This window comes from Tenacibaculum profundicola, assembly GCF_057220795.1.
Genome location: NZ_CM170137.1, coordinates 477,333 through 501,184 on the forward strand (window position 1 = coordinate 477,333; position 23,852 = coordinate 501,184).

At 32.8% G+C, this 23,852-nt stretch carries 20 protein-coding genes and 1 other RNA gene; 12 read left to right on the forward strand and 9 right to left on the reverse strand.

Annotated features, from left to right (window positions below; translation table 11 throughout):
* Positions 1 to 134 precede the first annotated feature (134 nt).
* From AC2TDS_RS01990 to AC2TDS_RS02005, 4 genes are all read right to left on the reverse strand, one after another.
* A complete protein-coding gene (locus tag AC2TDS_RS01990) occupies positions 135 to 992 on the reverse strand; it encodes a DUF4249 domain-containing protein (protein WP_484737459.1) in 858 nt (285 codons plus the stop codon).
* Between the two features lie 3 nt (positions 993 to 995).
* Positions 996 to 3,335, reverse strand: coding sequence for a TonB-dependent receptor (locus tag AC2TDS_RS01995; protein WP_484737460.1), 2,340 nt, complete (start codon positions 3,333 to 3,335; stop codon positions 996 to 998).
* A 138-nt stretch (positions 3,336 to 3,473) separates the two neighbouring features.
* Positions 3,474 to 4,577: a helix-turn-helix domain-containing protein gene (locus AC2TDS_RS02000; protein WP_484737461.1), complete on the reverse strand. Its 1,104-nt coding sequence runs from the start codon at positions 4,575 to 4,577 to the stop codon at positions 3,474 to 3,476.
* A 48-nt stretch (positions 4,578 to 4,625) separates the two neighbouring features.
* The gene (locus tag AC2TDS_RS02005; RefSeq protein ID WP_484737462.1) at positions 4,626 to 5,357 is read right to left on the reverse strand and encodes a DUF6503 family protein; all 732 of its coding nucleotides are present in this window, start codon (positions 5,355 to 5,357) and stop codon (positions 4,626 to 4,628) included.
* A 986-nt stretch (positions 5,358 to 6,343) separates the two neighbouring features.
* On the opposite strand from AC2TDS_RS02005, the gene AC2TDS_RS02010 reads away from it, so the two are divergent.
* The 4 genes from AC2TDS_RS02010 to AC2TDS_RS02025 all read left to right on the forward strand — a co-directional run bounded on the left by AC2TDS_RS02010 (position 6,344) and on the right by AC2TDS_RS02025 (position 10,029).
* Positions 6,344 to 6,472, forward strand: coding sequence for a hypothetical protein (locus tag AC2TDS_RS02010; protein ID WP_484737463.1), 129 nt, complete (start codon positions 6,344 to 6,346; stop codon positions 6,470 to 6,472).
* Positions 6,473 to 7,048: 576 nt separating this feature from the next.
* Positions 7,049 to 7,240 carry a hypothetical protein gene (locus AC2TDS_RS02015; protein ID WP_484737464.1) on the forward strand — a complete coding sequence of 64 codons (192 nt, stop codon included), beginning with the start codon at positions 7,049 to 7,051 and terminating at the stop codon, positions 7,238 to 7,240.
* A 67-nt stretch (positions 7,241 to 7,307) separates the two neighbouring features.
* Positions 7,308 to 9,377, forward strand: coding sequence for a tetratricopeptide repeat-containing sensor histidine kinase (locus AC2TDS_RS02020; RefSeq protein WP_484737465.1), 2,070 nt, complete (start codon positions 7,308 to 7,310; stop codon positions 9,375 to 9,377).
* Complete coding sequence (locus AC2TDS_RS02025; RefSeq protein ID WP_484737466.1) at positions 9,349 to 10,029, forward strand: response regulator; 681 nt, start codon at positions 9,349 to 9,351, stop codon at positions 10,027 to 10,029. The genes AC2TDS_RS02020 and AC2TDS_RS02025 overlap by 29 nt, the downstream gene beginning before the upstream one ends.
* Positions 10,030 to 10,116: 87 nt before the next feature.
* On the opposite strand, the gene AC2TDS_RS02030 is transcribed toward AC2TDS_RS02025, so the two are convergent.
* Complete coding sequence (locus tag AC2TDS_RS02030) at positions 10,117 to 10,590, reverse strand: putative outer membrane beta-barrel protein (RefSeq protein ID WP_484737467.1); 474 nt, start codon at positions 10,588 to 10,590, stop codon at positions 10,117 to 10,119.
* A gap of 506 nt (positions 10,591 to 11,096) precedes the next feature.
* On the reverse strand, positions 11,097 to 11,651 hold the full coding sequence (locus AC2TDS_RS02035) for a DUF3575 domain-containing protein (protein ID WP_484737468.1): 555 nt from the start codon (positions 11,649 to 11,651) through the stop codon (positions 11,097 to 11,099).
* 743 nt (positions 11,652 to 12,394) lie between these two features.
* On the opposite strand from AC2TDS_RS02035, the gene AC2TDS_RS02040 reads away from it, so the two are divergent.
* Positions 12,395 to 13,309, forward strand: a complete 915-nt coding sequence (locus tag AC2TDS_RS02040; RefSeq protein ID WP_484737469.1) for a site-specific tyrosine recombinase — start codon at positions 12,395 to 12,397, stop codon at positions 13,307 to 13,309.
* A gap of 18 nt (positions 13,310 to 13,327) precedes the next feature.
* Here the strand turns inward: AC2TDS_RS02040 and ffs are convergent.
* Positions 13,328 to 13,426: signal recognition particle sRNA small type (gene ffs, locus AC2TDS_RS02045), an RNA gene on the reverse strand.
* A gap of 174 nt (positions 13,427 to 13,600) precedes the next feature.
* Between ffs and AC2TDS_RS02050 the strand changes: the two genes are divergently transcribed.
* The 5 genes from AC2TDS_RS02050 to AC2TDS_RS02070 all read left to right on the forward strand — a co-directional run bounded on the left by AC2TDS_RS02050 (position 13,601) and on the right by AC2TDS_RS02070 (position 19,667).
* Positions 13,601 to 14,122 (forward strand): DUF4199 domain-containing protein, encoded by a 522-nt coding sequence (locus tag AC2TDS_RS02050; protein WP_484737470.1) that lies wholly within the window; start codon positions 13,601 to 13,603, stop codon positions 14,120 to 14,122.
* 76 nt (positions 14,123 to 14,198) lie between these two features.
* On the forward strand, positions 14,199 to 15,155 hold the full coding sequence (locus tag AC2TDS_RS02055) for a glycosyltransferase family 2 protein (RefSeq protein WP_484737471.1): 957 nt from the start codon (positions 14,199 to 14,201) through the stop codon (positions 15,153 to 15,155).
* A 34-nt stretch (positions 15,156 to 15,189) separates the two neighbouring features.
* Positions 15,190 to 16,896 (forward strand): phospho-sugar mutase, encoded by a 1,707-nt coding sequence (locus tag AC2TDS_RS02060; protein WP_484737472.1) that lies wholly within the window; start codon positions 15,190 to 15,192, stop codon positions 16,894 to 16,896.
* Positions 16,883 to 18,715: an ABC transporter ATP-binding protein gene (locus AC2TDS_RS02065; protein WP_484737473.1), complete on the forward strand. Its 1,833-nt coding sequence runs from the start codon at positions 16,883 to 16,885 to the stop codon at positions 18,713 to 18,715. The genes AC2TDS_RS02060 and AC2TDS_RS02065 overlap by 14 nt, the downstream gene beginning before the upstream one ends.
* Position 18,716: 1 nt before the next feature.
* On the forward strand, positions 18,717 to 19,667 hold the full coding sequence (locus tag AC2TDS_RS02070) for a glycosyl transferase family 90 (protein WP_484737474.1): 951 nt from the start codon (positions 18,717 to 18,719) through the stop codon (positions 19,665 to 19,667).
* Here AC2TDS_RS02070 and AC2TDS_RS02075 read toward each other — a convergent pair.
* Both AC2TDS_RS02075 and AC2TDS_RS02080 read right to left on the reverse strand, forming a co-directional pair.
* Complete coding sequence (locus tag AC2TDS_RS02075) at positions 19,664 to 21,088, reverse strand: CCA tRNA nucleotidyltransferase (RefSeq protein WP_484737475.1); 1,425 nt, start codon at positions 21,086 to 21,088, stop codon at positions 19,664 to 19,666. The two genes, AC2TDS_RS02070 and AC2TDS_RS02075, sit on opposite strands and share 4 nt — an antisense overlap.
* 4 nt (positions 21,089 to 21,092) lie before the next feature.
* Positions 21,093 to 21,653 carry an L-threonylcarbamoyladenylate synthase gene (locus tag AC2TDS_RS02080; RefSeq protein ID WP_484737476.1) on the reverse strand — a complete coding sequence of 187 codons (561 nt, stop codon included), beginning with the start codon at positions 21,651 to 21,653 and terminating at the stop codon, positions 21,093 to 21,095.
* Positions 21,654 to 21,782: 129 nt separating this feature from the next.
* Between AC2TDS_RS02080 and AC2TDS_RS02085 the strand changes: the two genes are divergently transcribed.
* Both AC2TDS_RS02085 and AC2TDS_RS02090 read left to right on the forward strand, forming a co-directional pair.
* Positions 21,783 to 22,670: a polysaccharide pyruvyl transferase family protein gene (locus tag AC2TDS_RS02085; protein WP_484737477.1), complete on the forward strand. Its 888-nt coding sequence runs from the start codon at positions 21,783 to 21,785 to the stop codon at positions 22,668 to 22,670.
* Positions 22,671 to 22,676: 6 nt separating this feature from the next.
* Entirely contained in the window at positions 22,677 to 23,819 is a 1,143-nt protein-coding gene (locus AC2TDS_RS02090) for a glycosyltransferase (protein ID WP_484737478.1), read from the forward strand.
* Positions 23,820 to 23,852: the final 33 nt, after the last annotated feature.

Sequence of the window (23,852 nt, forward strand, 5' to 3'; positions counted from 1 at the left end):
AAATGATAACTGGTATAAGTTCCAAAAGCCGAAATACATAGTTTCGGCTTTTTTTAAGCAAAAAATACCCTGCACTACCGATTCTTGGTGAATTCAACATTAATGATATCGGTAAACGAACATCGGAAATAGTGCTATTTTATGATATATGTTTCACTAGATATTTCTGATAAACTAAAATAGCCATAACAGTAGTTCTCTTTGTTCGTTATATTAATACAATTTCCTTTTAATCCAACAGGAATTGCCTTAAAAGGATTTCCATTTTGACCAGAATAGTACTGATTAAGAAGTACATTCATATATACATAATATCTTTTTGAAATTCCGTAAAGGTGCATAGAAACCAAATCTCCTTGTGATAATTCTTCATTTTCACTGGTATCTTCATCATCTTGTTTTTCCCAAACTTCCTTCATTAAATTTCCATTGGTAAGCTCATCTTTTTGAACTTCAAAAAAAGGAAATACATCACGTTGTGTAGTAAACCTTACCAAATAGTAATTTTCTTCCAATGGAGGATCTTCATGATAAAATTTAACTTCTATGGCGTTTGAGTCATCCCCTTCTTCCGTAGATTGTGATACATCTTGAATGGATGAAACACCCAATAATTTCTCGGTGGCTTCATAGATTTCATCGTTATATTGTACCCTCAGCATATAAGTATCATTTAATACTGGTTCAAAAACGGTAGTTTTATACATTCCGTTTTCTGTATGATAAAAATCAAATTCGATATTTTTAAATGTGTTTACAACAGTCACAGTTGCGTCTGATACTATTTTATTTTCATTATTCTCATAATAAGGAGAAGACAAACTCAACATAATCTCTTGCATATTGCCTACTGTGTTTTTATTCCATTCTATGGACGCCTCAATCACCAATCTTTCTTTACCTACTGGAACATCAACGTCTATAACTTCAGTACATGACACAAGAACACTTACGATAGTGATTGAACTAATTATTTGATATATTGTTTTCATTGATTAAAATTTAAAATTATAAGATACAGACGGTACAATTCCAAAAATTGATGTTTTAATAGCTTCATTTCTTCCGGTATTTCTGTTTTGTGCAAAAGAAACATCCTGAGCATTGTATCTATTATATACATTGTAAATACTAAAATTCCATTCACCTTTCCATCGTTTCTCTAATTCTCTATTGGGTGTATACGTTGCTGAAATATCGAAACGATGATAATCTGGTAATCTACCATTATTTCGATCACCATAGGAAGCAATTGATAATCCTTGATACGAGTATTGCCCATTCGGATATGTAACTGGCCTCCCTGTTTGATACGCTAAATTTCCTCCGAAAGTCCATTTGTCATTGACCTTATACGTTCCTGTTACCGATATATCATGAGGCCTGTCAAAATTCACATTATACCAATTTCCGTTATTAATTCCCTTCCCCCCTGCTAAACCACCTGTAGTTTGTTGCGCTGCTTTTGACAAGGTGTACGAAATCCAACCTTTTAACTTCCCCGTATTCTTTCTGAGTAAAAACTCAATACCATAGGTTCTCATTTTACCTTCCAAAATTTCCGTTTCAATTGTATTATTCCCAATTAAATACGAACCGTCTATATAATCTATTCTATTATTAATTGTTTTAAAATAACTTTCTACCTCCAACGAATAGGTATGGTTAGAAAAGTTATTGAAATACCCTAAACTATATTGATTGGCTATTTGTGGTTTGATAAAGTTGCCACTTGGTGTCCAAACATCTACCGGATTTACAGTGGTGGTATTTGATACTAAATGAATGTATTGAGCTGTTTTGGCATAACTTGCCTTAAGGGATGTGTTTTCATCCAACTGGTATGAAAAGGCTAATCTCGGTTCTAAATTTACGTACGATTTCATGGTTGAAGTGCTACCGATAACCTCCCCTTTTTCATAACGATCTAAATCAGAATTATACACTACTGGCAAATTATCTTTATAACGATGTACCTCTTGGGTAAGCCATCTATTGAAAGAGGATAGTCTAAAACCATACGACACCCTGATTTTTTCTGAGACCACATGGTTAGCGTTAATATAAAGTGCACTTTCCAAAGCTCTTTTAGCATCTAAAATATGTACGTTAACAGCGGAGTTTTCATTAGAGGGAGAAATCTCACCCGGATTAAAATTATAGAGAATAGTACTAAATCCGAATGACAATTTAAGTTTCTCTGACAGATAATAATTAAAATCATATTTTACATGAAGGTTTTTTATGTTGGCTATCCAATCTAAATCGAAAAAACCTAACAAAACGTTGTAATCATATTCACTATAAATTAGAGAAGCATTAGAAAATAGTTTATCATTAAAAATATGATTCCATCGCAAGTTCGCTGTAAAATTCCCATAGTCCGTTGCCACGTTATTGGAACTAAAAAAATCCCTCCCTAAGTAACTAGAAAAATACAGTCTATTGTCCTTATCTAATTGGTAATTCGTTTTAAAATTAATGTCGTAAAACGATGCGCTATTGTCTCCATTTAAAAATAAATGCGCATAGGAAGCTCTTCCTGCAAGTAATAAGGCGCCTTTGTTGTTAAAGATAGGGGTTTCTAAAGTCAATTTACTCGCCACTGCACCGATACCTCCGCGTATGGCAAACTGTTTACTGTTTCCATCTTTCTGTCGTACATCCAATACCGACGAAACTCTACCACCAAACTGAGCTGGCATTGCTCCTTTATATAACGTAACGTCTTTGATGGCATCTGCATTAAAAACAGAAAAAAAACCTAATAAGTGCGAGGTATTATATATAATTGCCTCATCGAGCAACACTAAATTCTGATCAACCGCGCCACCTCTTATATTAAATCCGCTTGACCCCTCTCCGCTGTTTGTTACCCCGGGTAATGCCTGAATAGTTTTTACAATATCAGGCTCTCCCATTACTACTGGTGTATTTTTAACATCTCTTACCTGTAGCCTTGTAACGCCCATTTGAGGGGTTCTTATATTGGTTCTTTTATTACTACCACTATTAATCACAATTTCTGTGAGCTCTGTTGATTCGTCTTCCAATTCGAAGTTCAGCGTGGAGTTATTACTTATATCTAATGATGTATAAATGGTTTTATATCCAACAAAACTCACTACGAGTTTCGATTTTCCTTTGGGAATGGTGATGGAATAAAAACCATATTCATTAGTCATCGTTCCATTACTCGTTCCTTCTAAATAAATACTTGCTCCTAAAATATTTTCTCCGTTAGCTTTCTCCTTTACAACACCTCTTAACGTTACACTTTGTCCGCAAATAACTAAGGGAATTAACAAGCAGTATATGGCAAATAAATTCTTCATTTAATGATTTTTTAAATTTTAAATTAGCCTCAAAAGTGACGATAATCACGATACTAATCGACCTAACCTATACGCTTGCATAAAAAAAAGGTTCTAGCGTATGCGCTAGAACCTTTCAAAACAGTTAATCTACTATATTTACATATTCATATACTCTTTAGGAGTTGTTCCTGTTACCAATTTAAAATGTTTGTTGAAAGTAGATTTTGACTTAAATCCACAGCTAAAAGCAATTCCTAGAATCGTTAATTTTTTGTTGGCGGGTAGCTGGTAGCGTTTTAAAAATTCTTTAACTCGTAAAGAATTGATATAATTATAAAAATTCTTTTCCTCTCGTTCGTTGATTACCTGCGATAAATAATTGGTTTTTACCTCTAATTCCTTTGCCAAATCGGTTAAGGTTAACTCAGTATTCAAATACAACTTTTTATCGTTCATAGCGGTTTGTAAGCGCTTGTAGATTTCTTCAGATTTGTGGGTGGTTAACCCAGATTTTTCATACTGTTTTTTAGTTACTGAAGCTCCCTTAGTATCAGAATTAGTAATCCTTTGGTTATTTTCTATTAACACCATATCCGAAGAAAAAATTGCTGTTTGGTTAATTCCAAAAAAACCAATGAACAACACAAACACAACTAAAGATGTAAATATAATAACAGGATTATCAACAAAAAAAACAACACTCCAAATAAACAAAAGCCCAAAGGTTAAGTTTCTAAGCCAAACTAAATTTTTCTTTTCAGTATTTGAAAAACAATTTTTCACATTTTTTATATGTTGTCTAATTAACAATAAGGTTTTAACACAGTAAAAATATCCTGATACGATCATTGCAAAATGTTGTATATACACATACCATTCATAGCCAAGCACATTGCCATAAAACATGATATCTATTTTTTTCTCGGCACTCAATGCATAAAAAGGTGTGATTAAAAGTAACAAGACCAGCGAGGGAATCAGGTGTATAAGCACCTCTTTGGTTGACAACGCGCCTCCTGTTAAACTTTTCGCATACAAAAACAGAAAAACACTTTGCAACACTGGAAAAATGTAATCTACCCCCAGTAAATGAGGCACTTGCAATATGAGCTGTGTATGGATTATATAAAAAATACCGAGGTGAACTCCTATTAAACTAAGCCAATACATCAGTATGGTATCTGACGTTGACTTGTTCTTTTTTACTATCAACAATAGTATCAAGAAGATAGCGGTAAAAATTCCAAAGGTAAAAAACATAGAGTACTTTTTATAAAGAGACCAAAGATCAAAAGTATTATATTCTAGTTAATCAATCTCCTTAATACTGATGTTTTCTAATATGATTTCTGATATTTTCACCAATTTACCAGCTTCATACAACTCCCCTATTTTATAAAAATCAATGTCTTTACTAGCGGGTTTGTAATTATTATAATCTACCAAACGGGTACCCTCAATAACATGTTCTTTTTTTACATCTCTAAATCGCATACCTCCACCTTCCGTGTGGTATTGATAAGCCAAATATTCAAGCCTAAAATTGTCTTTAGCAAACCAATATATAAATAGGTCATCATAATCATCACCCCCACCTTCTTCGCTAAAGGATATTTGTATTTTGTAATACTCTTTTCCTTTGATTTCAACAACGTCCAGTAATTTTTTATGAACCGCCGCATCATTTAATCCGTATGGTAGCACCGAAAAATAATGCACTGAATTGAGTGCGTTTCGAAACCTGCCCCTATCTCGATCTGATAACACCACTAAGCTATCATTTACAAAATGTTGAAAGCCCTTGTTTGAAAGCACATCTTTGGTTACCAAAGTGTCTGTTTTCTTAATTTTCACAAATTCAAAAAGCCCTTGTTGTCTTGTAGCTTGATAAAAGGTATTTCTAAAGTCAAAGGATACTGTAGCGTTTTCTATTTTGTGTAATCCTGCATTTTTTAATGAAAGATCCACTATTTGTTGTGCTGTATATTCAGGTGTACAAGCAACAAATACTACTGATACCAATAAGGAGAAAAACTTCATACTATATTTTTGGATCGTTGACATCTTTCAAAATTACAAGAATATTTTTAGCGATTCCCCTAAATTTATGTTAATAAACCCCAAGAACTATTTAACAGATAAGCACTCGAGCTCATTATGCATAATGATGATCGAAATTAACATCAAAAACGGTATGACAGGCATTAAAAACGAGGTATCGTTAAGCTATAAACATAAAAAAAACGTCATGTGATGACGTTTTTTTAATCCTTTCATATTATGTTATAAATATGAACTTATAAAGAATCCTCTCTAATACTTGAACAGATAAGAACGTTTGCTGTTCCAAATTAATAGACAATGAGAACTTACAGACTCTTTATAAACCTTTTTCATATAAATTTTCCCCGACGACTCCTAGTATTATTTTTATCACTGTCTATATAAATTTTGTTCGTGACAAAGATATACGGCCTATATTTAAAAGCGGTAAGGTTGAACCTTACTTTTAGTAAGGCTCAACCTTACTTTTTTCGATCAATTTGCCAACTACCCTAAAACCATTATATTTGCACCTTATGATGAATATAACTATACATATAACAGTGAAGCCACAAGCAAGTTTGTGGTTATTTTATGGAGAAGATCGTATTCTTTATCTATAAAAGGGCGTAGTTATGTATATATTGAATACCCATATAAATATGAAGTAACAATAATTTTCAAATAACACAGAGCGCCCAAGGTATCTTGGGCGCTTTTTTTTTTATTTTTTTTTAATTAATGATGAATATATAAAAACATAGCAAATAATTGAGTTTTATCACTAAAACATTGGTTCACAATAAATTGTAACTCAACAAACATCTAGAGCATCTCTGGACAGGACGTCTACAGCCTAAAAACAACAGTTAAACACCTCACTACCAACAAATTAACTGTTAAAGTATTTGTTCATTAAAAAAAAACATTTCATCTTTGCCCCATCAAATGAAACAAGTAATAATCATTAAATAATAAACCAGATGTATTTACACAGAAAAGCAGGAAGTAAGTTTAGCGTAAAATGTGACTTTTTAGTGCTAATTGAGTCTGATGGTAACGTAATAATGGACAAAGATGCGAATAATAAAGCGTATGATATGCAGAGGTAGAACAATTCATATACATACACTATATACAACAGAAGGCATCTTATACAAGATGCCTTTTTTATTGCAGAATATTCAGTAAACTAGTAAAAAATAAAAAATAGCTATTAGTATTATCGAATAAATGTTAAAATCTTTGGATATATCGTAATTTTTTGTTATATTTAAGTATATGAAAATTGAAGAAAATATGAAAAATTTGAAATTGCACATACTAAATGAAAAAGGACGTTTACTCATCCAAATAGGACGCTTCCTAAAATTACGTACACCGTAAGATGATAACCCGTTAATTTAGGGTTAAAGTCAGCTAGCGTTCCTCAAAATTGCAAACGCTTCCTAATTTATGACTCGTAGAATTTACTGAAGGCTATTGTACTCAATAGGCCTTAAAAAGTAATAAGTCTTCACTATTGGCATTCCTGCCATTCAAATTCTACTAACACCCAATTTCTTGGGGTGTATGACTATATCGCTAATTTAAAAAATTGGTGGGTATTAACCATCGAATAACATTCGATACAACCATAGCTGCTTACGCGGCCTGGGAGATTATTATCAACTATTAAAATTGAAATTATGAAAAATTTAAAAATTATTTTCGGTCTAATTGTATTTATCGTGTTAAACATATCTTGTACTGATTTAAGTGAAGATCTAACACTATATGATGACATTAAAAAAGAAACAATCATCGATACCTCAAAAACCAACGCCAACGTATTTGATACGGGTGGTATTGGTAGTACCGGTGAACCTGATAGAGAATAAGTACTATTCTTGTTAAATTTTAGCCTTTGGTGTAAAACCAAAGGCTTTTTTTTTAGCTTTGTGGTCTATGTTAAAAACATTCTCGCTAACATCTGTGTTCTTTTTTCTTACTGTTTTTGTATTGCTAGGCTATGGCTGTAAGTTAAAAACAGAAAGACTTCCTGTAAATGGGCATCCCAAGGATAGCATTAGCATTTGGTTGCAAACCGCAAAGCAAAAAGGGAATCTGATAGCACAAAGAAAACTATGCTTAGCCAAGGCCTATACTACTGCACTCACCTTACCCAACGATTCATTAAAAGCGAAACACCTGATTGATATTGCCTATCGTTATTATATATTGAATGATACTATTGAGTTTAAAAAGGTAAATTACAGTGCCAGTAATTTGGTACAACCACTTCAAAATGATTTTCTATCTGGCTACTTACATTGGAATTATGCTTTGTATAATCGAAAAAAATCTGAGCATCTCCTGGCATACCAAGATTTTACCAAAGCCTACCGGTATTTTGAAAAAATAAACGAACGCAAGAGTTCTGGTATCATGTTATACGGTATGGCATTAATTAAGGGAGAGTATCGCGATTATACGGGAAGTGAAAAACTGGATATCAAAGCCATTAAAATATTCAAAGATCTAAACGATCATAAATGGCTATACAAACTGTACAATCACTTAGGGCTTTTACAATACGATATCAAAGAATACGATAAGGCCATTACCTATCACCAAAAGGCCTTGACTTATTTTTCTAAAATGCCCAAACTTATACAGAAAAGAATGGATCTCGCGATCTATAATAATATTGGCAATGCCTATGTAGAAAAAAGAGAATACCGAAAAGCTTTAGAATATTACAATTCTGAACTTAAAAAAGGTTTATCTAAATCTGAATATGCCCGTATTATTAGCAATCGTGCCTATTGTAAGTTATTAATGAATGATACTACTGATGTTGAGAAACAGTTTCTAGAATCGCTTCAAATTCGTGATAGTATACATAATAAAACTGATATTCTTGCTTCAAAAATTAGGCTCTCAGAATATTATTCTTATATAAAAGATACCACAAAAGCCTTATACTATGCCCAAACAGCCAATGCTTTGGCTAAAAAACTAAAAAATGGTGCCGATTATTTAACCACCTTACAGCAATTAGCCGCTTTAGACCGGCAACAGTCGAAAAAACATTATGATCGTTATATCGCCTTTAACGATAGTTTAATTAGTGCCGAACGAAGAATACAAAATAAATTTACCCGTATTGAGTTAGAAACCGATGAGTATATTGAAGAAACCGAGCGCTTGGCAGAACAGCGTGTCTGGATCATTGTTACCAGCATAAGCGTTTTACTCATTTTAAGTTTATTGTATTTTATGCATGTACAAAAAGTACAAAACGAAAAACTACAAATTGAAACCGAGCATCAAAAAGCCAATGAAGAGGTATATATTTTAACCCTACAGCAACAAGCAAAGATTGAGGAAGAACGGATTAAAGAACGAAACCGAATTTCAGAAGAGTTGCACGATGGTATTTTAGGCAAATTGTTTGGTACACGATTTGGCTTGGGTTTTTTAGCCTTACAAGGCGACGATGACACCTTACAAAAGCATCAAAGCTTACTAGATGAATTGCAGGATATTGAAAAGGAAATAAGAGATGTATCGCATCGGTTAAGTGATAATTTTAACGATGCTAGTATAAATTTCACATCAATTATTCGACATTTGTTAGATGATAAAAGTATTATTGGTAACTTTAGCCCCCGTGTTACATTTTCACCAAATATTTCATGGAAAGATGTAGACGAAGTAACCAAAGTAAATATCTATCGTATTGTACAAGAGAGTTTGCAAAACATTCTTAAACATGCCAAAGCAACCTGCGTAAGCTTAGGTTTTGAGGTGGTTGAGAATACCTTAGTACTTACCATACAAGACGATGGTGTTGGTTTTAATGTAAAAAAAGGCAAAAAAGGAATTGGTATTAAAAATATCACCTCAAGAGTTGAAAAATTAAAAGGAAGCATAACCATACAATCAGAAATTAATCAGGGAACTACGGTAACCATGCGTACACCCTACATCAAAAAAGATGGAAATGAAACAATTGACCGCTTTAATCATTGATGATCATCCGTTAATCTCAGAAGCTTATAAAAGTGCTTTTAAATTAGTAGAAAGTCAAGAAGACAGCTATTCTTTTGACATTCATATCGTACATAATTGTGATGATGCCTGTGAAATACTCAAAGAATGCGCGAGTACTCAGCGAAAAATAGATATTATTTTTTTGGATATGAGGCTTCCTCCTTCAAAAGACAAGAAAATTTTATCGGGCGAAGATCTTGGACTGCAAATAAAAAAGCACCTACCAGACGCTAAGATTATTGTATCTACCACGTTCAACGACAACTACCGGGTTCATAGTATTTTAAAAAACATCGACCCCGAGGGGTTTTTAGTGAAAAATGATATTACTCCGCAGGAATTGGTAATGGCTATTAAAAAAGTACTGTCCGAACCACCATATTACAGTAAAACGGTATTGAAACTAGTAAGAAATCAGTTTACTAGTGATTATTTGCTAGATGATATTGACAGACGTTTGATTTACGAATTGTCCATAGGAACAAGAATGAAAGATTTACCGAGTATTTTATTGCTATCAATTGCAGCTATTGAAAAAAGAAAGCGTCAGTTAAAAGCTATTTTTGGAATTGTGAATGGACAAGATGATAAGGATTTAATTCTTACCGCCCGCGAGAAAGGATTTATTTAAGTAGAACGCATCCTACATCCGTAAACAAAAACAAAAAGGGAGTTATTTTACAATAACTCCCTTTTTGTTTCTAATTCTTTTCTTCGCTTATAAAGAAAATGAATAGGTTCCTCCAATACCAATGTTTGAAGCAGAAGCTCCTTCTAAACTAATTCCAGAATACGTTGCCTGTACAGTAATCTTATCGCTTACCGTATAACCAACCATAGGTCTGTAGTAAAAACCACTCGTTTGCCCTTCTTGGAAAACTCCAATAGCATACCCTAAGTCAGCTCCTAAAATAAATTTATCAGAAACATTGTAACGGGCTGCGCCGGCTAAAGGTAAATACCCTAAATCTGGACCTTCACCATTAAAGTGTAAATAAGACACCGATGGTCCAACTTTAAAATCGTCACTTAACTCAAACAAATAGTTGGCTTCGATTGAACCAGTAATGTCATAATGGTCACTTGATTCACCTACCGGTAAACCGATTGAGCCTCCAACGTTAAGTTGCCCTTCTTGTGCGCTTACGGCAAATCCGAAAGCAATCATAGCTACTACTACTAATTTTTTCATAATTTTAATTTTATTGTTTATGTAGTCAAATATAATTTTAAATATCTGATACAGAATATACTTTATGTTAAAAAAAATGAAAAAGAATGGTTTTTTAATTCAAGGCTTACCAATACATAGTAAGAATCAGCCCTTCACTAAGAAACTCATTATCAAACAACAACAAAAAAAGCACTTCAATCATTATGCTAAAAGGCCTAGTATTATTTATTATATATACTTCCGTTTGAACGACAACACTTTTCATTTTTAAGCACCAAAAAAGAGTGATATGAAACCACTCTTTTTATGTATAATTAGTAGATTATAGCATCTATAACTAGTTCGAATTTAGAAAAAACCCATGGTCCTTGACGTTAGTGCATCGTCTAACCTTTACGTTAAATTGAGTAACTAGCCTAGCAACTATTCTCTCATTCATTTAGAATATATATGCTTATAGAATTAATTATAATTTTTAACATAAACATCGCGTTAAGCAACACCTATTGTCAGTACTTTTTTCATTACCAAGCATACCCTAGAGCAAACCCAAACGTTGGTAAAATTCCGCTTCCTTTTAAGGTATTTATATCAAAAGAATTATCCTCGTCGTCACTGTCATCATAACTAAAAGAAGAATACACAGCACCCACATTTAAATCAAGTGAGAATCCACTATTCCAAACCCATTGATATCCAAATCTTGCACCCCCTCCAAAGGAATTGAAGTCTATTTTTGTTGATTCTACAGAAATATCAGAAAATATAGAGCTTACATCAGTTTCTACCGATCCAAACCTATACTCGGCAGAGGCCGCACCATACCATGCTTTTAGCGCTTCTCCAAAATAGTATCTATATTGGGCACCAAAACCTTTAGATTTATACTCTGTTCCTCCAAATTTAAACCCTCCAATGGCTCCACTGGCAACAATAGATGAATTTTCACCAATAGCCCTTTCGTAAGAAACCAAGTCAGTACCTCCCAATAATGCTAAAGGATTTGCTTTAATAACATTTTTTTGTGCATAAGCACTTAGCCCTAGAGCCATCATAACTACGAGTAGTAAGTTTTTCATAATTTTAGTTTTAAACTTTTTTTATTATTAGTAAACTTTCTAAACAAATGTGATGCCAAAAAATCTATCTTCTCCTCGTTCTCAAAGAGCTTATCATTTTTCAAAAACCTAAAACACTGAACAAAAACAAATTACACCCCAAAAAAATATTTAAAAAAGAAAGTAAAATTACTTCCTCCTTACAGAAAACTATTAAAATATGATATAAATTATTAGAAATCCAAGGCAAACCCAATTAATTCTTGAGCTGAAGTACCAGTTCTTTAGCTAATTTTAATAACTATTTTAACATCTGATTACAAAAAAAATTAAGATTTCGCTTTCCGTAGACATCGCTACTTTATATTTAAATGTTAAACAAGTATTTTCTAAGAGTAAAATCAACCATGAATAATTTCTACTGAACACTAGTAGCATTTATCATAACAAAAGCGTCTTTTTTCCCTTTCTATAGGATAGAACAAAATACTCATTTTCGTTTACCGTAAATTCAAACAATAACTAGTATAATTTATTGCAAATAAAAAAACGATTTTAGGAATACCTCTGTGATCACAATTAATTCCTGCTTATTGGGTACTTCTTTAGTTTTAAATTTAGGTATTTACCATTGCCTATAACCCGACTCTTATAATTAGTGCTACTTTTAGCATCGTTTTTTGAATATATAATTTTATGTTTGTGAAACTTGAAATTTACATCATGACATGAAACAACAAATATAAAAAACACCTTAAAACATAATGAATTGGAAACAAGCTCTATACGACTACATTACTTATTTAAAAATTGAGCGTGGACTCGCACAAAACACCATTGATTGCTATGAAAGAGATCTTAAAAAACTAGTATCCTTTGTCGATTCATTACATCATACTCCTTCGCCTATTACTATTACCTCCGATACTCTGAAACAATGTATATACGATGTAGGAAAAACGATTAGTGCACGAAGTCAAGCAAGGCTTATCTCTAGTTTGCGAAGCTTCTTTGACTATATCGTTTTTGAAGATTACAGGCAAGATAACCCAACAGATTTAATTGAAAGTCCGAATATTGGGCGAAAACTTCCGGATACTATTTCCAAAGAGCAAGTTGATAGCCTGATCAATGCCATTGATTTAAGTCACCCGCAAGGAGAACGCAATAAAACTCTTATTGAAACCATATATAGCTGTGGGCTTCGTGTAAGTGAAGTTATAAATTTACAGCTTTCCGATTTATTTTTTGACGAAGGGTATATACAAATATTAGGAAAAGGTAATAAATATCGTTTTGTTCCAATTCATCATACAACAATACAAAGGATAGGTTTTTATGTGAATGAAATTCGTTCAACAATTAAAGCGAAAAAAGAAGATGATGATACTCTTTTTTTAAACAGAAGAGGCAACCGTTTAACACGACAAATGATTTATATTATTTTAAACGATTTAGCTATAAAAATAAATTTAAAAAAGAAAATTGGTCCGCATACGCTACGTCATTCCTTTGCGACATATCTCTTACAAAATGGTGCTGATTTACGGATTATCCAACAATTATTAGGGCATGAGAGTATTACCACAACAGAAATCTATGTACATGTAGACAAACAACACCTTAAAGAGGTAGTTACCTTGCATCATCCGAGAAGTAATTTGAATATAAAGGGTTAAGTAAATTTAGGGCATAAAAAAAGGCAAGCTACCTACATCACACTGCTACAACCTAATACCCTTGCTGCGTTCCCGCCCTGGGGGATTCAAAGGGAGCTAGTTGTGTAGGACTTGCCGCTGCAAAGTTACAGCCTTTTTTTTATTAAAAACAACAAAATTTACATTAAATTATTGTAACAATTCTAAGCTTTTGAATACTAACTCATTGTTATCTGTTTTTTTTAACCAATGAGGTGAATAAAAGTGTGCCTCAAAAAACAGTATATTTGTTTACTAACTTAATTTTACACAATGGAAAATCAAACAAACAGTAAAAGTATTATTTTAAATTATGGTCTATATTTAGGAATCGTTGGGATTTTATTCCACCTAGTGCTTTACGCTTCAGGAAAACTTATAGATTTTACTTGGTTAACCGGGGTTTTTGGTCTTATAGCCATGATTGTTTTTATAATCTTAGGTTTACTAAAATTCAAGCAAAGCAATAATGGTTTTTTATCATTTGGTGAAGCATTAAAAGTAGGGGTAGGTATTGCTGTTTTCAGTGCGGTTATTTCAATAATATATACTCTTTTATTTATTAATGTAATTGATCCTACTTTTCAAGAACAAGCAATGGAATTACAAAGACAAAATTGGTTAGATTCAGGAATGACAGAAGAGCAAATAGAAGCTTCGTCTGAAATGGCTGCAAAATTCCAAAATCCCTTGATGACCTCTGCCATGTCTATTATAGTATCTGCATTCTTTGGATTTGTTATTTCAGCCATTGCTGGAGCGGTAATGAAAAAAACAGAAGGAAACGAGTATTAAGATTAGTTTGCAATTTAAAAGTTGTAAAGTCTGTAAAAGACCTGTAACTTTGAGGTTTTAAAATTGACATCAATACATGAATATATCGGTAGTAATACCACTTCTTAACGAAGAAGAATCGTTGCAAGAATTACATGATTGGATTGCGAAAGTTATGCAATCCAATCAGTTTTTATATGAACTTATTTTCATTGATGACGGGAGTACCGATCGTTCTTGGGAAATAATAGAAGAGTTATCGTCAAAAAACGAAGCGGTAAAAGGAATTCGTTTTCGAAGAAACTACGGGAAATCACAGGCTCTTGATGCAGGATTTAGTCAAGCCAAAGGAGATGTGGTGATAACAATGGATGCTGACCTACAAGACAATCCTGAGGAAATACCAGGCTTGTATGATTTAATTGCTAAAGATCAGTATGATTTAATATCTGGTTGGAAAAAAAAGCGTTATGACAATGTTATTACGAAAAACATCCCATCTAAGTTGTTCAACTGGGCAGCACGTAAAACTTCAGGCTTAAAACTCCACGATTTCAACTGTGGGTTAAAAGCTTATAAAAATGAAGTTGTTAAATCATTAGAAGTTAGTGGTGAAATGCACCGATACATTCCCGTACTCGCAAAAAATGAAGGCTTTCATGCTATTGGTGAAAAAATAGTACAACATCAAGCTCGTAAATACGGTGTGACCAAATTTGGCATGAATCGGTTTGTCAATGGGTTTTTAGATTTAATTACCATTTCTTTCCTTTCTAAATTTGGCAAAAGACCCATGCATTTTTTTGGTTTATGGGGCACTTTAATGTTTGTATTCGGTTTGCTATCTGCTTTCTATATAGGCGCGATGAAATTGTACCGTATTTCTTATGATATTAAAACCATTTTAGTAACCAATAACCCTTGGTTTTATATAGCCCTAACCTCTATGGTTTTAGGTACCTTACTGTTTTTAGCAGGGTTCTTAGGAGAGCTGATTATAAAGAGTGTTATTCAACAAAAACATTATAGGATTAAGCAACAGGTAAATCTATAAAATTGTATTTTTGCATGCTTATTACATTTTACACATGGAAGATATTTTGACTAAAGCCCACATGTGGCTTTCTGAGACATTTGACACGGAAACCAAAAAAGAAATTCAATATTTATTAGATACCAACTCTGACGATTTAAACGATCGTTTTTATAAAGATTTGGAGTTTGGTACAGGAGGAATGCGTGGGATTGTAGGTGCAGGTACTAATAGAATTAATAAATATACCATTGGTAAAGCTACTCAGGGCTTAAGCAATTACTTACACAAGTGCTTTCCTAATAAAGAGTTAAAAGTAGCCATCGGTTTTGATTGCAGACATGATAGCAAATGGTTGGCTGAAACTGTTGCGAGCGTGCTCTCTGCAAACAATATACATACTTATGTTTTTGAAGACTTACGCCCTACCCCAGAGCTATCTTTTGCCGTAAACCACTTGGGCTGCGATGTGGGAATTGTGTTAACTGCTTCTCATAACCCTCCAGAGTATAACGGATACAAAGTATATTGGAATGATGGTGGGCAAATTGTTCCTCCTCAAGATCAAGCCATTATCGATGAGGTAAATTCATTAGCTTATGAAGCTATTAATTTTAACACCAACTCTAGTCTAATTTCCATTATAGGAAAAGAAATTGATGAAGCTTTTTGGGATGCTTCTCTAAAAAATGGTTGTTTTGATATTGAAGGTAGAGAACACTTAAAAATTGTATTTACCTCACTACATGGAACTTCGATAAAATTAATTCCTGAAGTTTTAAAAAGAGCGGGATATACACAAATACATATTGTAGAAGAACAGGCTATACCTGACGGTGATTTCCCTACTGTAACATCACCCAATCCGGAAGAGCCCGAAGCACTGCAAATGGCCGTTGATTTGGCCAACGAACTAAATGCTGATATCGTTTTAGGTACCGACCCAGATTCGGATAGAATTGGAATTGCTGTTCGTGATTTAGATGGAAAAATGAAGTTGCTAAATGGTAATCAAACCATGAGTATCATGACTGATTTTTTAATTAACGACTGGAAAAAGAAAGATAAGTTAAACGGTAATCAATTCATTGGTTCTACCATAGTATCTACCAATCTTGTCAATGAAATAGCTGATAGTTATGGCGTTGAAACTAAAATGGGGTTAACTGGTTTTAAATGGATTGCCAAAATGATCAAAGATCATCCAAATCAAGAGTTCATCGGAGGAGGTGAAGAGAGTTTTGGATATATGGTCGGTGACTTTGTTCGAGATAAAGATGCCGTTACTGCTGCCCTACTAGCATGTGAAATTGCTTGTAATGCGAAAGCTAATGGTAGTTCTTTTTATAACGATTTGTTAAACCTTTATACAAAACATCACTTTTATAAAGAACACTTGGTGTCTTTGGTAAAAAAAGGAATGGATGGTGCACAGCAAATTCGACAAATGATGATTGACTTTCGAAATAGCCCGTTGAAAACCATTGATGGAGAATCGGTAAAATACCTATTTGATTATAAATCTTCTATCAAGAAAAACATGATAAATGGTGAAGAAAGTGCTATCAATTTACCAAAATCTAATGTATTGATTTACGAAACTGAAAACGGTACTAAAGTAGCGGTAAGGCCAAGCGGTACAGAGCCAAAAATAAAATTTTATTTTAGTGTTAAGTCTGAATTAAATACCATTGATAATGCTCCAGAAACAGAACAACAATTAGATTCTAAAATTCAACGAATTATTGATGAATTATTTTAAGCGCTTTTTAAAATTTGCTTCTCCCTACAAAAAGTTATGGGTAATAAGTGTTATTCTAAATGTATTATATGCATTTTTCACCACGCTATCGTACGTTATTTTAATGCCTACCTTGAATATATTGTTTGGAGAAACAACAAAAGTATATAAAAAGCCAGCATTTATTGGTTTTTATGAATCTCTCAATAAGGAATATTTAGGTAGTTTGTTGAATTATTACGTTACCTATACTAATGAATATTTTGGGGCAGAAACAACATTACTTTATGTTGTTTTAGCGGTTGTTTTGGTATTCTTACTTAAAAATATATTTGGCTATCTTGGGCAATTGACCATGGTTTTTCTTAAAAACAGTGTGTTAAAAGATTTGCGAGGTATTATGTATAACAAAATAATCCATTTACCGCTAACGTATTTTTCTGAACAAAAGAAAGGTGATACTATTAATAGAGCCACCGGTGATATCTACGTGATCAATGAAACCTACCTTAACTTAATTATTACCTTGATAAGAGAGCCTTTAAATATCATTTTCACATTGTTCTTTATGGTTCATACGAGCTGGCAACTCTCTATCTTTATATTTACTTTTATTCCTGTTGCTGGTTTAGTTATTTCAGTAATCAGTAAGCGAATTAAACAGCAATCAGGAGAGATTTTTGGTAAAACTGGAGGTCTTTTAGGTTTAATTGAAGAAAGTATCTCAGGGCTAAAAATTATTAAAGCTTTTAATAGTGAAACTTTTTTTTCATCTCGCTTCAACTCAAAAGCAACTGAAATCAAGAATTTATCAAATAAAATGAGTACTAAAGAAGTTTTGGCTAGCCCTATGAGTGAATTTTTAGGGATCGTTACCATTGCTGCCCTCCTATGGTATGGAGGAAAAATGGTATTAATAGATAAAACATTATTAGGAGGTACTTTTATTGCATTTATGGCAGCTGCTTACAATGTATTGACCCCTGCAAAAGCTATTGCTAAAGCCAACAACAACGTTAAAATAGGTAATGCAGCGGCACAACGTATTTTTGAAGTTTTAGATGCCAAAAATCAATTAGAAGACGATAAAAATGCGATTGCCATAGACCAATTTAAAGAACAAGTTGAATTTAAAGATATTTCGTTTAAATATGATGATACCTTCGTATTAGATAAGTTCTCATTAACGCTACCCAAAGGAAAGTCCGTAGCTCTTGTTGGGCAATCAGGTAGCGGAAAGTCAACATTAGCGAACCTAATCACACGTTTTTATGATGTAAACATGGGTGGAATTTACATTGATGGGAAAGATATTAAAACTCTTACCAAAAAATCGTTGCGTAGTTTAATGGGTGTCGTAACCCAAAATTCTACTTTATTTAACGATACGATTGCCAATAATATCGCCCTAAGTAACCCTTCAGCTTCCTTGGAAGAGATAAAAAAAGCGGCCATTATTGCTAATGCTCATGAATTTATAAAAGATTTACCGCTACAATATGAAACTCCTATGGGAGATAGAGGAAGTTTGCTTTCTGGAGGGCAGCAACAACGTATCGCCATTGCGCGTGCTGTGTTAAAAAATCCGCCGATTATGATTCTCGACGAGGCAACTTCTGCGTTAGATACCGAATCTGAACAATTAGTGCAACTAGCTTTAGAGAAGATGATGAAAAATAGAACTTCATTGATCATTGCCCATAGATTATCGACCATACAAAATGCCGATTTAATTATTGTTATGAAAAAAGGAAAAATAATAGAACAAGGTAAGCATGAAGATCTATTAGAGAAAAAGGGAGAATATTTTAAATTAGTAACGATGCAAACATTACAGTAAAATGAGCATTTTAAGTAAAATAAAAAATCAAAAACTATACTACTATATCACGCATTTTTTTCTTTATTTAACCCCTAACGTTCTTTACAGATCACAATTGAAGAAATGGTTAACTAAGAAGAGTCAATATAATAATGTGGCTGATCGTTTACACTATTATATTTCACCATCGATAACTATTAAAAAACCAAATAGTTGGATATCGTTAAAAGACTTTAAGCGTCCTAAAAAGGGAACCATGTACTTTTTTGATTTGGTAAAGTTTACCAAATACTTTTCTTCTCGAAAAAAAATAAACTATAAATTTGGGGATGTAACTGAAAACTTTAACGAACCCACCCTTGTTAAAAGTCGTCCTATTAATCATAATGGCAATTCTGTTTTAATGAAACTAGATGCGTTACGCCATTATTACTTTGTTGATGATCGCAAACAGTTCAATGAGAAAATAGATCACATTGTTTGGAGAGGAGTTATCCACAAAGAAAACCGCCGTTTATTAGTTGAAAAATTTCATGACCATCCACTATGTAATATTGGAGAGGTAAGTAAAAGACTGCCAACATCATCACCTCAAGAATGGAGAAAAGATTTTTTAAGTATCGAAGAACAGCTTAATTATAAGTTCATCTTATCCATTGAAGGTATTGATGTCGCAACAAATTTAAAGTGGATCATGTCTTCCAATTCTCTTTGTTTAATGCCTAAACCTAAGTTTGAAACTTGGTTTATGGAAGGGAAATTAATTCCTAATCATCATTATGTTCTTATAAAAGATGATTATTCTGATCTTTTCGAAAAAAGAGATTACTATTTAAATAATCCGGAAGAGACTTTACAAATAATTCAGAATGCGAATAACTGGGTAAAACAATTCCAAGATAAAACCTTAGAAAAGGTCTTGTCAATCGAAGTTTTAGATCATTATTTTAAACAAACCAATCAGTTTTAACGCACAGCTTCTAAGCCTAATTTCTTGCCTTTTTCTAACATAAATCTATACGATGCCTCATATTCATTCGGGATTTTACCATCTAAAATGGCCTCTTTTATAGCCTCTTTTATCTGACCAATTTCCCTACAAGGTTTTAAGTTAAACACCTTCATAATCTCTTCTCCAGTGATTGGTGGTTGGAAATTACGAACCCTATCACGCTCTTCAACTTCCTTAATTTTATGCCGAACAATCTCGAAATTTTTATGATAACGTTTGAATTTTTTAGAGTTTTTAGTAGTTATATCTGCCTCACACAAAATCATCAAGCTCTCTACCTCTTCTCCAGCATCAAATATTAAACGTCTCACCGCAGAATCTGTCACTCCTGTAGATAAAACAATTGGTCTGGAGCTTAATAAAACCATTTTTTGAACAAACTTCATTTTATTATTTAATGGCATACGCAAACGTTTAAAAAGTTTGTATACCATTTTAGCTCCTACAAACTCATGCGAATGAAAAGTCCATCCTTGTTTAGGATTAAATCTTTTAGTAGGTGCTTTTCCTATATCGTGCAATAAGGCAGCCCATCGTAGCCAAACATCCTTGGTATTCATTGCTATATTATCAACAACTTCAAGGGTATGATAAAAGTTATCCTTGTGTTTTTGTCCTTCCACCTCTTCTACTCCTTTTAAGGCAATTAACTCTGGTAGTAACCGTTCTAATAACCCTGTCTTTTCCATCAATAAAAAACCAATAGAAGGCTGCGGTGACTCTAAAATTTTGTTTAATTCAACCACTATTCGCTCTCTGGTAATAATATCAATACGTTCGACATTTTTAGTTATCGCATCCAATGAGTTTTTTTCTATAGTGAAATTCAATTGTGTTGCAAAACGAATTGCTCTCATCATTCGTAAAGGATCATCAGAATAGGTAATATCCGGATTTAAAGGCGTTCTAATAATTTTAGCCTCCAAGTCTCCTATGCCATCAAACGGGTCCAATAAGAGTCCATAATTTTGAGTATTTAAACTCAATGCCAATGCATTGATCGTGAAATCTCTTCTGTTTTGATCATCCTGCAAAGTTCCTTCTGAAACCTCAGGATTTCTACTGTCTTCAGAGTATGATTCTTTTCTAGCGCCTACAAATTCAACTTCAATATCTTTATAACGTAACATCGCTGTTCCATAGGTTTTAAAAACCTGAACTTTAGGTTTATGCGGCAGCAAGAGGGCCACTTTTTTTGCCAGTTCAATACCGCTTCCCACAGCCACGATATCTATATCCTTCGCTGTTCCTCTTTTTAATATATAATCTCGAACAAAACCTCCAATTACATAACAATCTAACTGTAATTCTTCCGCAGCTTTGTTTATATATTCAAAAATATCATCAGTTATTGCTTCCTTAAAATAGTAATTTTGCATAGGTTTAATCTCTTATCACAATCACATTATCACCTTCTATTTTCAGAATAGTTGATGATTTTTCTGTAACCTTGTTCTGCTGCAAATTTACCACATAATCTACACTCTTTAAAATTGTCTCATCTATTTTTGAAAAGCTTTTGGGAGTTGGTTGCCCACTAATATTTGCCGACGTTGACACGATTGGTTTGCCGAATTCATTAATTAACTCTCGACAAAATTCACTTTGAACTATTCGAATCGCAATGGTATGATCTTTGGCAATAGTATTTTTTGCTAAATGCCTAGGGCTATCATAAATGATCGTCGTTGGTTTAGAGGTCTCCTTTAAAATTTGTAAAACTTTTACAGGAATTTCAGCTATATATTTTTTCAACATTGTCAGCGAATCTACCAAGATGATTAAACTTTTAGATTCTTCTCTGTTCTTTATTTTATATATTTTTTTTACCGCTTCTTCATCAGTTGCGTCGCACCCTATTCCCCAAACAGTATCCGTTGGATACAAAATGGTACCCAACCGGTTTAGCGTATCGATAGTTTTAGAAATTTCATTTGACTTCATGGAACATTTCTTAGTATATAATTATAAATTCTGCAAGAATAACAAAGTTCTTTGTCATTTCAAAAAAACACACAAAGCTAAGTTCTAATAATAGCAAAAGATGTATTTTGCAAACCTAAAATATTTTAAATGAAATTAGTCTCTTATAAATCAAAAAATGGAAATTTTGGTGATGATTTAAATGATTGGTTATGGCCGAAATTGTTAAATGAAAATGTTTTTAGTAAAAACGACGATACTGCTTTTTTGGGTATTGGTTCTATATTAACCTTAAGTGATCCTTTCTACTTAAATGAAGCGAATAAATGCCGTTTGAAATGCATCGCTGGCTCCGGAATAAGATCATTAAAAGAAAACATACAACTAGATGATAGTTGGGATATTTCTTTTTTAAGAGGTCCTTTGAGTAGTTTTAAGTTAACTGGTAAATTTGACAACTATATTACTGATGCTGCTTATTTTTATGCTCTTTTAGATGAGTATAAAACGATCATGAAACTTCCTAAAAAACACGAGATTAGTATCATTCCTTATTTTCAATCTACCGATTCTTTCAATTGGGAAAAATTTTGTTCTCAACATAATATGAATCTGATTACGCCACTAGGGAATAATATTGAGCACTTTATAGAAGAAGTTGCCAGTAGTAAACTTATTATTTCTGAAGCAATGCATGGAGCTATTATGGCTGATATATTAAGGGTACCATGGAAACGATTAAAGTTTAACGCGCATCTAAGGGAAGGTGAAGTTGTTTCGGAATTTAAATGGCACGATTGGTACGCTTCCATTAATTTGCACCAAGTAAACCATATAACCCTAAAAAATACGCCTAAGAAAAAATTAAAGCGTAAATTGCTTCCAACTAAATATTATAATAGTATTAAAAAAGAACTATTAAATGCTCTAAAATCGTTAAATAACAAAGATTTTAACTTATCTGACCAACATAGGTTTTCTGAAATTATTTCCGAATTAAAAATTAAACAAAACTACTTACTAGACAAATATTGTTAAACGTCAATGCCACTAAAAATATTATACTTTTACCCAAATAACCCTTTAATAGCTAACCAAGGAAATAACGCTAGAGCTAAGAAATTACTGCAATATTTTAAATCTAGAAATTTTGTTGTTGATTTTGTAGGAGAAACAAAAAAGGATTTTTTACTAGACGAATTAGATGCTATAAAAAAGGCGGGCTTAGTTAATAGAACCTTCATGATTCCGAAACGAAAAAACAATGGTCTCAGATACTTATTTGGTACTTCTATACCGAATAAAATAAAAGGATACCCCAGACAATTTCAAAGAATCTCTTACAATCAAAAAAAGTACTTTGAACGTATATTAAGGGAAAATGAATACGACGTTATCATTATATCATATGTGCTTTTTGCTTTTTTTATCGAAAATAAAACATTGGCTAAAAACTCGAAATTAGTTGTAGATACCCACGACTTTTTCACAAGTCAGTTTAGTGATTTTAAAAGAATTGATATAGGAAGGCTGTTTAAAACAGAAATTGATCTTTTAAATAAATTTGATGTAATTTGGTCTATTTCCGCCGATGAACAGTTTATATTTAGTCAATTCCTACCTAACAAGAAGGTTATTACAGTACCTCATAGTGCCCCAAATTTAAGTAATACAAAAACAGATTTCCCTACCATTGATGTCTTTTACATAGCGAGTAATAACCCTCATAATATAAACTCGGCAAAATGGTTTTTCGCTGAGGTGTATCCATTACTTGCTAAAACGATAAGGTTTACAGTTGTTGGAAGAATAAATGACTATATTCCTGACCTACCTAATGTAAAGAAACTGATTTTTGCTGAAGATATAGAAGATCTTTATAGGCAAACAAAAATCACCATTTGCCCAATGTTAACTGGTACTGGCTTGAAAATAAAAGTGGTCGAATCATTGTCGTACGGGATTCCTGTGGTGTGCACAGATCGTGGAGTTGATGGTTTACTTTCAAAAATAAATAACGGCTGCCTAGTTACCAATGACCCACAAGCGTATGCTCATTATATAACTGAATTATTACAAAACCAAGTATTTTATGATAAACACCAATCAAATGCTGAAACCTTTTTTTTAGAAACGCTTGAAGAAAGTAAAGTATTTGATCAAATAGATTCTTTTTTTAATATTTAACCCGTGTTTTGATTGAATTTGTTTCTCTCATTT

Excerpts from the sequence above, each read along its gene's own strand:
- AC2TDS_RS01990 (WP_484737459.1), bottom strand. The coding sequence starts at position 992 with ATGAAAACAATATATCAAATAATTAGTTCAATCACTATCGTAAGTGTT.
- AC2TDS_RS01995 (WP_484737460.1), bottom strand. The coding sequence starts at position 3,335 with ATGAAGAATTTATTTGCCATATACTGCTTGTTAATTCCCTTAGTTATT.
- AC2TDS_RS02000 (WP_484737461.1), bottom strand. The coding sequence starts at position 4,577 with ATGTTTTTTACCTTTGGAATTTTTACCGCTATCTTCTTGATACTATTG.
- AC2TDS_RS02005 (WP_484737462.1), bottom strand. The coding sequence starts at position 5,357 with ATGAAGTTTTTCTCCTTATTGGTATCAGTAGTATTTGTTGCTTGTACA.
- AC2TDS_RS02010 (WP_484737463.1), top strand. The coding sequence starts at position 6,344 with ATGTATTTACACAGAAAAGCAGGAAGTAAGTTTAGCGTAAAATGTGAC.
- AC2TDS_RS02015 (WP_484737464.1), top strand. The coding sequence starts at position 7,049 with ATGAAAAATTTAAAAATTATTTTCGGTCTAATTGTATTTATCGTGTTA.
- AC2TDS_RS02020 (WP_484737465.1), top strand. The coding sequence starts at position 7,308 with ATGTTAAAAACATTCTCGCTAACATCTGTGTTCTTTTTTCTTACTGTT.
- AC2TDS_RS02025 (WP_484737466.1), top strand. The coding sequence starts at position 9,349 with ATGAAACAATTGACCGCTTTAATCATTGATGATCATCCGTTAATCTCA.
- AC2TDS_RS02030 (WP_484737467.1), bottom strand. The coding sequence starts at position 10,590 with ATGAAAAAATTAGTAGTAGTAGCTATGATTGCTTTCGGATTTGCCGTA.
- AC2TDS_RS02035 (WP_484737468.1), bottom strand. The coding sequence starts at position 11,651 with ATGAAAAACTTACTACTCGTAGTTATGATGGCTCTAGGGCTAAGTGCT.
- AC2TDS_RS02040 (WP_484737469.1), top strand. The coding sequence starts at position 12,395 with ATGAATTGGAAACAAGCTCTATACGACTACATTACTTATTTAAAAATT.
- AC2TDS_RS02050 (WP_484737470.1), top strand. The coding sequence starts at position 13,601 with ATGGAAAATCAAACAAACAGTAAAAGTATTATTTTAAATTATGGTCTA.
- AC2TDS_RS02055 (WP_484737471.1), top strand. The coding sequence starts at position 14,199 with ATGAATATATCGGTAGTAATACCACTTCTTAACGAAGAAGAATCGTTG.
- AC2TDS_RS02060 (WP_484737472.1), top strand. The coding sequence starts at position 15,190 with ATGGAAGATATTTTGACTAAAGCCCACATGTGGCTTTCTGAGACATTT.
- AC2TDS_RS02065 (WP_484737473.1), top strand. The coding sequence starts at position 16,883 with ATGAATTATTTTAAGCGCTTTTTAAAATTTGCTTCTCCCTACAAAAAG.
- AC2TDS_RS02070 (WP_484737474.1), top strand. The coding sequence starts at position 18,717 with ATGAGCATTTTAAGTAAAATAAAAAATCAAAAACTATACTACTATATC.
- AC2TDS_RS02075 (WP_484737475.1), bottom strand. The coding sequence starts at position 21,088 with ATGCAAAATTACTATTTTAAGGAAGCAATAACTGATGATATTTTTGAA.
- AC2TDS_RS02080 (WP_484737476.1), bottom strand. The coding sequence starts at position 21,653 with ATGAAGTCAAATGAAATTTCTAAAACTATCGATACGCTAAACCGGTTG.
- AC2TDS_RS02085 (WP_484737477.1), top strand. The coding sequence starts at position 21,783 with ATGAAATTAGTCTCTTATAAATCAAAAAATGGAAATTTTGGTGATGAT.
- AC2TDS_RS02090 (WP_484737478.1), top strand. The coding sequence starts at position 22,677 with ATGCCACTAAAAATATTATACTTTTACCCAAATAACCCTTTAATAGCT.